At 62.5% G+C, this 7845-nt stretch carries 8 protein-coding genes and 1 tRNA gene; 5 read left to right on the top strand and 4 right to left on the bottom strand.

Translation table 11 applies throughout. The features are described from left to right. Both ACI944_RS09145 and ACI944_RS09140 read right to left on the bottom strand, forming a co-directional pair. The coding region (locus ACI944_RS09145) for an RNB domain-containing ribonuclease (protein ID WP_411718742.1) at positions 1–701 on the bottom strand (701 nt) is incomplete at its 3' end. 81 nt (positions 702–782) lie between these two features. Beyond that, complete coding sequence (locus tag ACI944_RS09140) at positions 783–1088, bottom strand: hypothetical protein (RefSeq protein WP_411718741.1); 306 nt, start codon at positions 1086–1088, stop codon at positions 783–785. A 97-nt stretch (positions 1089–1185) separates the two neighbouring features. On the opposite strand from ACI944_RS09140, the gene ACI944_RS09135 reads away from it, so the two are divergent. Next, on the top strand, positions 1186–2277 hold the full coding sequence (locus ACI944_RS09135; RefSeq protein ID WP_411718740.1) for an aminopeptidase: 1092 nt from the start codon (positions 1186–1188) through the stop codon (positions 2275–2277). An 823-nt stretch (positions 2278–3100) separates the two neighbouring features. Then, complete coding sequence (locus ACI944_RS09130) at positions 3101–4168, top strand: phytoene/squalene synthase family protein (protein WP_411718739.1); 1068 nt, start codon at positions 3101–3103, stop codon at positions 4166–4168. A gap of 31 nt (positions 4169–4199) precedes the next feature. On the opposite strand, the gene ACI944_RS09125 is transcribed toward ACI944_RS09130, so the two are convergent. Continuing rightward, on the bottom strand, positions 4200–5303 hold the full coding sequence (locus ACI944_RS09125; RefSeq protein ID WP_411718738.1) for a DNA-methyltransferase: 1104 nt from the start codon (positions 5301–5303) through the stop codon (positions 4200–4202). A gap of 439 nt (positions 5304–5742) precedes the next feature. Next, positions 5743–5846: transfer RNA gene (locus ACI944_RS09120), tRNA-Arg, on the bottom strand. 115 nt (positions 5847–5961) lie between these two features. On the opposite strand from ACI944_RS09120, the gene ACI944_RS09115 reads away from it, so the two are divergent. The 3 genes from ACI944_RS09115 to ACI944_RS09105 all read left to right on the top strand — a co-directional run. Then, positions 5962–6498: an AAA family ATPase gene (locus tag ACI944_RS09115; RefSeq protein ID WP_411718737.1), complete on the top strand. Its 537-nt coding sequence runs from the start codon at positions 5962–5964 to the stop codon at positions 6496–6498. Continuing rightward, entirely contained in the window at positions 6495–6899 is a 405-nt protein-coding gene (locus ACI944_RS09110) for an RNA-binding domain-containing protein (protein WP_411718736.1), read from the top strand. The genes ACI944_RS09115 and ACI944_RS09110 overlap by 4 nt, the downstream gene beginning before the upstream one ends. A 114-nt stretch (positions 6900–7013) precedes the next feature. Beyond that, positions 7014–7845: SPFH domain-containing protein (locus ACI944_RS09105; protein ID WP_411718735.1), on the top strand; the 832-nt coding region annotated here is incomplete at its 3' end.

Here is a 7845-nt window from a genome sequence, read left to right as displayed (position 1 = left end):
ACGAGCGAGCCGTCCGCCTTTCGCTGCTCGTGAAGCTTTTCGGCGAGTTCGTAGGCCAAGGCGTTCTCCTCGTGTAGCGGGGCGTCCTCATCCTCAAGACAGTCCTCGCAGTCGTTGTACGTCTGGCGGGCGCCGGAGTGGATGACCGATTTGTAGATATCGATCGACTCGTGTGAGAGGGTTTCCTCGCTGATGTGCATCTCGACGGTGTGCGCGAGTCGGTCCTCGTTGGGCACGAGCGAGCAGACCGTCTCCGCCAGGATCGGCGGAAGCATGTGGACCGTGTAAGCGGGGAGATAGACGGTGTTGCCACGCTTTTGTGCCTCCTCCCACATCGACGTGTCGGGGGTGACGTAATGGCTCACGTCGGCGATGTGGACCCACAGACGGTACCCCTCATCGGTACGTTCGATCGAGATTGCGTCGTCGAAGTCTTGGGCGTCAGCGGGGTCGGTCGTCCACGTCGTCAACTCCCGGAGGTCACGGCGTTCCTCGAGTTCCGCTTCGATGTCACCCTGGGGATCTTGCGCTCGGGTTTCGGCCTCCTCAAGCACTTCGGGCGGGAACTCGTCGCGGATCTCGAACTCCTCGAAGAGCTCCTCGCGTTTGTTCGCGAGGTGGCGGGCAAGATCCTCGTCGATCCTGACGGGACCTTTCCCCTCCGCGGTTCCGGCGTATGCCTGCTCGTCGCGGTCAGTCATACCGATGGGTAGTGCGGTGGGATAGTTAGTCGTTGCGAGGCGGCCATCGGAGCGTCACGCGCCGGTCGGAACCGGGCCGGATCAGCGGTCCTGTTCTCGGTCGCCGCGCCCCTCGGTTTCTGGGCCGTCCTCAACTGCCTCGTAGTAGCGTTCGACGAACCGACTGGCGCGAACCGATCCGTCCTCGATGTCGGCGAGCAGCGATTCGAGCCCCGCCCGCGGCTGGTGGCACAACTCGCGGTGACACGGCTTACAGAGGTACTCGAACTCCTTTTCGCGGCGATCCCACCGGTCGCCCTGCTTGTCGTACTCGCGGGCGTCGGGGCGATCGAGCGACGTACCGCAGGCGATGCAGGTGACCTCGGTTCGGTCCCGTTGGCCCCACATAGATGCGCCTTGGTGTGGCCGTAACTTAGTGGTATCTCTCGGGTCGAAAACGCAGGGCCACCGCAATCGTATAGTCGTCGGCGCCACCACTCCGGATATGGACCCCCGAATCCGCGAGCACGCTGAGACCGTCGTCGACCACTCGACCGACGTTGAATCGGGCGACAACGTCGTTATCAGCGCACCAAGCGTCGCCGAAGAATTAGCTGTCGCCCTCCACGAAGCCGTCGGGGATCGGGGGGCGACGCCGGTTCACCTCGCCAACGACGGCCGCGCCCAGCGGGCGTACCTACGATCGATCGACGCCGAGAACCTTTCGACGCCGACGCACGCGGAGGCGCTTTATGAGGAGAGCGATGTCCTGATCCGCGTCCGCGCGGAGGCGAACGCAACCGAGCAAAGCGATGTCTCCCCGGAGAAACAGGCTGCCCACTCGAAAGCCCGCCAACCGGTCCAAGAGGTCGCCCTCTCGAAGCGGTGGTGTCTCACGCAGTTCCCCTCGCAGGCGAACGCCCAACTTGCCGGCATGAGCACGGACGGCTACGAGAACTTCGTGTGGGACGCGATCAATAAGGACTGGGCGGCCCAGCGCGAACACCAATCGCGGATGGTCGACATTCTCAACCCTGCAAGCGAGGTCCGGATCAAAAGCGGCGATACGACCGACGTGACGATGTCTATCGATGGCATGAAAACGCTCAACGATTACGCGGAAAAGAACCTCCCCGGCGGCGAGGTGTTCACCGCCCCCGTCGTTGACAGTGTTGAAGGTGAGGTCCTGTTCGATATGCCGTTGTACCATCAGGGTCGCGAGATAACCGACGCCCACCTCGTCTTCGAAGACGGCGAAGTCGTCGAGCACGCCGCCGCCGATAACGAAGGGCTCTTGACCGAAGTGCTAAACACCGACCCGGGTGCGAGTCGACTCGGCGAGTTGGGGATCGGGATGAACCGCGATATCGATACGTTCACGTATAATATGCTCTTCGACGAGAAGATGGGTGATACCGTCCACATGGCGGTTGGACGCGCCTACGACGAGTGCGTTGGGGAGGAACACGAAGCTAACGAGTCGGCAGTTCACGTTGACATGATCGTCGACATGGCTGAGGAGTCGTTTATCGAGGTCGACGGCGAAACCGTCCAGCGGAACGGGACGTTCCGCTTCGAGGACGGGTTCGAGACGTAGGGACCGCCCCGCAGAACGCGGCGCTCTCGGGAACGATCAGATACGGTTGTGTCGGAAGGACGGACACCTCCGACAGTGGAGCAAGAAGCGGCGGACCGTCCCGCCGGGACGATCCAAGTGATCCGGATGACAGGGCCGAACGCCGGAACCCACAGAACGGGGACCGACGTTCATCGTTGGGAACGAACCGCGACCGGGGTATGTCAATTGGATGGCGGGTTCGGGTTGGCGGAGTGCCGGCCGCGGGATCGTATATGTCTGAGCCGGTAGCGATGTTGTTACCCTGCGTGACGGTACCCCTCCTGTAAACGGTTCAGTTTCGGGCGGAGCGCACCACCACGTTTAGTTTTCTCCGACTGTGGTGGACGCGCGCTGTCTGTTCTGTGCATTACAACTACACTTACAATGGTATATGGTATAAAACTTGCGTATGTTGGTGTATTTGCCGGACGAAGAAAATGATCGCTCGGAGCACTCCCCCGCCGCCGACCGTCCGTCCACTACCGCTGCTCGTCCCGCTCGCCCCGCTGTCGTCGAGGTGTCGGATCGGGGCTGCCGTCGCGGGAGCGGTCGTGACCCGATCTCCGACCGCAGTTGGCCGTCCTCGATACGTCGCCCCCCGAAGCGCCCATCCCATATGGCCCGTCCCAGGGAATCCCTGCACGGGTTATTTAACGGTCGAAGGCGTATCAATCCGATACTGAACGACGAACTTTCGGCCACCAATGAGTACTACTAGATCTGCCCAACGGACTAACCGGCGCCCGAATCGAGCAGGATTGACCGCCTCCAGACACCGCAACCGTCGTTCGATCGCCGTCCAATGAGCCGCGCGCTGTCGGACGACCCGGCCGCCCCCGACTACGGGTGGTGTCGGGAGGCGGTACAGCGCGTTTCGCGGACGTTCGCGCTGACAGTCGAGGTCCTCGAGGAGCCGATGTCGAGACACATCTGTCTCGGCTACCTCCTCTGTCGGGTCGCCGACACCATAGAGGACGCCTCCCACATCGAGACGGACCGTCAGGCCGATCTGTTATACACCTACGACGCGGCGCTGGACCCCGACGACCCGACGACGATCGAGGAGTTCCGGACCGCCGTCGAGCCGTGGCTTCCGCCGCAGGGGGAGCGAAACGCCGACTGGGAAGTCGTCACCGAGGCCCCGACCATCGTCGCGACGTTTGACGACCTTCCAGCGGACGTCCGCAAGGCGGTCCGACCGCCGGTCCACGAGATGGTCGACGGAATGGCGATGTTCCTTGAGCGCTACGCCGACGAGGGGGGGCTCCGAATCCGCGACCGCGAGGAACTCGAGGAGTACTGCTACTACGCCGCGGGCACCGTCGGAACGCTGATCACAAACTTGCTCGCCCGCAGCAACACCGACGAGCGCCGCGTCCGAACCATGCGAAATACCGCCGAGGAGTTCGGACTGCTCCTCCAACTCGTGAACGTCTCGAAAGACGTCTACGACGACTACAGCGAGGAGAACAACGTCTATCTCCCCGCCGAGTGGCTCGAAGCTGAGGGTGTTCCGCAAGAGGCCGTCGTCGATCCCGAACACCGAGACGGATCCGCCCGGGTCGTCTCCCGGACGGCCGACCTCGCGCGGTCGTGTCTCGACGAGGCCCAGACGTATCTTGAGGCAATGCCGCTTCGGCAGGGTAACACGCTCTCGGCGTGGCTCGTCCCGTACGTTCTGGCGGTCGGGACGCTCAGAGAACTCGACGAACGCCCGGAGGACGCACTCACTGACACCGGGGTCAAAGTATCGCGCCAGGAGGTGTTTGCGGTGCTGGAGGCGGCGTCGTCGGCCAGCCGCGACACCGTCGCGGAGTTCAGAGAGATCGTCGCCCGGACGCCGTTCCATCGCGCTGGCGACGTAGAGTAAGGACGGTTGCCTTCGATGTGCGCCCCCGGAATTATCGATCAGATGGTGTTGTTTCGGCGTTCCGCCCGGAAACGTCTCGAACGTCGATGTCGGTCCGCTCGAGGGGATCGTAGGTGATCTCATATCCCTCGTCCGTCCCCCGAACCGCCGACGCGAGATAGAACCGGATCCGCGTTTCCTGCTTTGTGACGACGGGAACGCCGTAGCGATCAGCCCGGTACTCGAACTCCTTTCCCTCCGCCGCACGTGCCTCGACAAACGCCTCGTGATCGCCCAGCCGTCGTTTGACGACCTCGTGGGCGTACTCGGGGACGTCCTCGGCTATCTCCTCGAACAGTCCGAGGAACTCCGAGTCCAACTCGTATCCGATCGAGTGCCGGCCGGCGACCATCGCGGCGAGCGAGGTCGTTCCCGTCCCCCAGAAGGGGTCGAGCACCGTATCCTCGTAGACTGAGTACATGTTGATAAGTCGATAGGGTATCTCGAACGGGTAGGCGGCCGAACGCGCCCGTAGTTCGCTGTCGTCGAGGGCCTGGAGTTTCCCCCTGACATCCGTCCAGACGTCCGAGAACCAGCGGTTCCGCTCCTCCCAAAAGTACGCGGCGCTGTAGCGGTGTTCCGCATTCGGTTCGAAACTGCGGCTCGCCTTCCCGTTCCGAAACACGAGGACGTACTCGTGTTCGAGGGTCGCGTAGGCGTTTGGGGGCAACATTCCGGAACCCATGAACTTCGCGCCCGAGTTGACGGGTTTGCGCCACAGGATCTCCGGCAGCGGCTCGAAGCCGAGGGTCTCGAAGGCGTCGATGATCTTCGAGTGGTTCTGAAACACCCGGAAGCTCCCATCGACCGTTCGCGTCGCGTCGCCGACGTTGACGCAGGCGATCCCGCCATCGACGAGTACCCGGCTGACCTCCTCCCAGACCGAGTTGAGGACCTCGTGCATCCGCGTGAAGGCGGCCCGCCCATCGCCTTCCGCAAGACATTCTTTGATCGCCGGATCGAGCCCCGAAAACAGATCATCCCACATCTCGATCATCGGGTAGGGTGGGGAGGTGACGACCAATTCGACGGAGTCGTCGTCAACCTCTGAAAGTGAGCGCGCGTCCCCGGCGACGACGCGATGGGTGGTCTCCATCGACTGTCGGTTCCCCGCACGGCTCCCTTAACGTTTCGTCGGCGACACGGGACGCGGCGGGTCGTCAGGTGTTCGAGCGCATCGGCTCGCCCCGCCGGTTATATAAACCGGATAGCAGAAATCTAATTTGTCCGGGCGATGTAGCTCATATACCGTTTTATCAGTAGCTGCTCCAATCTATATACTGTTGAGGTTCACCGACTTATAAACTACATCGCGCACGCTTCGCATCCGCGCGAGCGAAGTGAGCGCGGTTCGAAGACCACAGCGACTTTGATAATCATGAGAGAACTCCGTTCTCTCGAACGATAATAAAAAGTGAGAGCGAGCACGGCGGGATTCTCACCGGAGAAAGACGGTCGGCCTCGCTACGCTCGGCCACTGCGAATTCCAAGGCTCGAATCCGGTGTCGTCACTGCTCACTGTCGTTCGCAGATAACGAGCACGGTGGGATTCGAACCCACGGCCATCGGATCTCTTCCCACACCGGAACACCGGCGCGGTTAGAAGTCCGACGCTCTGTCCTAGCTGAGCTACGTGCCCCGCTTTTGAGTAGTCGTGGACCCCTGAAAAACGACACGGGTTACACCGGCCGGAGCGCCCCGGAGGCGGCGGGATAACAAAGGCTTCAAACGCGCGCTCATTCTATCACGCGTGAATGCGAGTCATCGCAACCGTCGGACTGGCGGGCAGCGGCAAGGGTGAGTTCGCGGCTGTCGCCGAGCGCGCCGACATCCCGGTCGTGACGATGGGCGATGTAATCCGCGCCGAGTGCCGCGAGCGCGGGCTGGCCCCGGCTGAACACCACGGCGAGGTGGCGAGCGCCCTCCGCGAGGAGCACGGACCGGCGGCGATCGCCGAGGCCTCGCTGCCCCACGTCGAGACGGCCCTCGAAGATGTCGAAACGGTCGTCGTTGACGGGATCCGATCCGATGTTGAGGTTGACGTCTTCAAGAAGCGCTTCGGCGACTCGTTCACGCTTGTCGGGATCGAAGCACCCTTCAAGATGCGCAAAGAGCGGATCGACCACCGGGGGCGTGACGACATCGAGAACGGCGAGGCACTCGCCACTCGCGACGAGCGTGAGTTGGGCTTCGGGCTCGGCGAGGCGCTTGATCGTGCCGACGTGACGATCGAGAACACCGGGACGCTTGAGACGTTCCGCGAGCGCGCTCGGGAGGTGCTCAAAGGATGATCTACAGCGTCGATATCGAGATCACGGTGCCGGTCAACGACACCGAAGTCACCGGTCGGGTCAAGGACGCCATCACGAACCTGTTCCCGGAGGCCGAAATCGACTCACACCCCGGTGCGTTGTCGGCGACTGCGCACTCGATGGAGCAGTTCTCCGAACGGCTCCACGAACAGGCGATCCTCGACACCGCACGGGGGGCCTTCTTCGGCGGCCAGGACGGCGACACGTTCAGTTTCGAATTGAAGAAACAGGCGGCGCTACGCGGCGTCGTCAACTTCGCCGTCGGCGAAGGCAGCGAACTGGGCGAACTCCACGTCCGGGTCCGGGTGAACGACCCCGACGTCGAGTCGTTCGTCGATCACGTCGCGCCGCCGACCGAGGGCGGACAGCCGATCGAATAGCGGAGTCGACCGGGTGCCCGGCCAATCGATCCCGATGCGGGTGGTCGAACCGTTCTCATCGGGTCGCAATGTGGACGGCCGAACCCTTATTGACGGGTCGCCCCAAACCAAAGTATGTACACTCCGCTGCAGCTGGGTGGTTCGGTATTCCCAGTCGTTGCCCTCCTGTTGCTTGCGGTCACCGTTGTCGCGGTGTATCAGGCCGTCGAGATAGTCAACGCCTACGAGAAGCGCGCCCTGACGGTGTTCGGCGAGTACCGGAAGTTGCTCGAACCGGGGATCAACTTTGTCCCCCCGTTCGTCTCCCAGACGTACACCTTCGACATGCGGACCCAGACGCTCGACGTCCCGCGTCAAGAGGCGATCACCCGCGACAACTCGCCGGTGACCGCTGACGCCGTCGTCTATATCAAGGTCATGGACGCCCGGAAGGCATTCCTTGAGGTTGACGAGTATAAAAAAGCCGTCTCGAATCTCGCACAGACGACGCTTCGAGCCGTGCTGGGCGACATGGAACTCGACGACACGCTGAACAAGCGTCAAGAAATCAACGCGAAAATCCGAAAGGAGCTCGACGAACCAACCGACGAGTGGGGAATCAGGGTCGAGTCAGTCGAGGTCCGGGAAGTCAACCCCTCGAAGGATGTCCAGCAGGCGATGGAACAGCAGACCTCGGCCGAGCGGAAGCGACGCGCGATGATTCTCGAGGCCCAGGGAGAACGGCGCTCGGCCATCGAGAAGGCCGAGGGTGACAAACAGTCGAACATCATCCGCGCCCAGGGTGAAAAGCAGAGCCAGATTCTTGAGGCCCAGGGTGATGCGATTTCGACGGTCCTCCGAGCGAAGTCGGCGGAATCGATGGGCGAGCGTGCGATCATCGAGCGCGGGATGGAGACCTTAGAGGAGATCGGCAAGGGCGAGTCGACGACGTTCGTGCTGCCCCAAG

The organism is Natronomonas sp. (assembly GCF_046710025.1).
GTDB lineage: Archaea > Halobacteriota > Halobacteria > Halobacteriales > Haloarculaceae > Natronomonas.
Note: the sequence above shows the minus strand (reverse complement) of the source record. Positions and strands in the feature narration are given on the sequence as shown.

Excerpts from the sequence above, each read along its gene's own strand:
- ACI944_RS09140 (WP_411718741.1), bottom strand. The coding sequence starts at position 1,088 with ATGTGGGGCCAACGGGACCGAACCGAGGTCACCTGCATCGCCTGCGGT.
- ACI944_RS09135 (WP_411718740.1), top strand. The coding sequence starts at position 1,186 with ATGGACCCCCGAATCCGCGAGCACGCTGAGACCGTCGTCGACCACTCG.
- ACI944_RS09130 (WP_411718739.1), top strand. The coding sequence starts at position 3,101 with ATGAGCCGCGCGCTGTCGGACGACCCGGCCGCCCCCGACTACGGGTGG.
- ACI944_RS09125 (WP_411718738.1), bottom strand. The coding sequence starts at position 5,303 with ATGGAGACCACCCATCGCGTCGTCGCCGGGGACGCGCGCTCACTTTCA.
- ACI944_RS09115 (WP_411718737.1), top strand. The coding sequence starts at position 5,962 with ATGCGAGTCATCGCAACCGTCGGACTGGCGGGCAGCGGCAAGGGTGAG.
- ACI944_RS09110 (WP_411718736.1), top strand. The coding sequence starts at position 6,495 with ATGATCTACAGCGTCGATATCGAGATCACGGTGCCGGTCAACGACACC.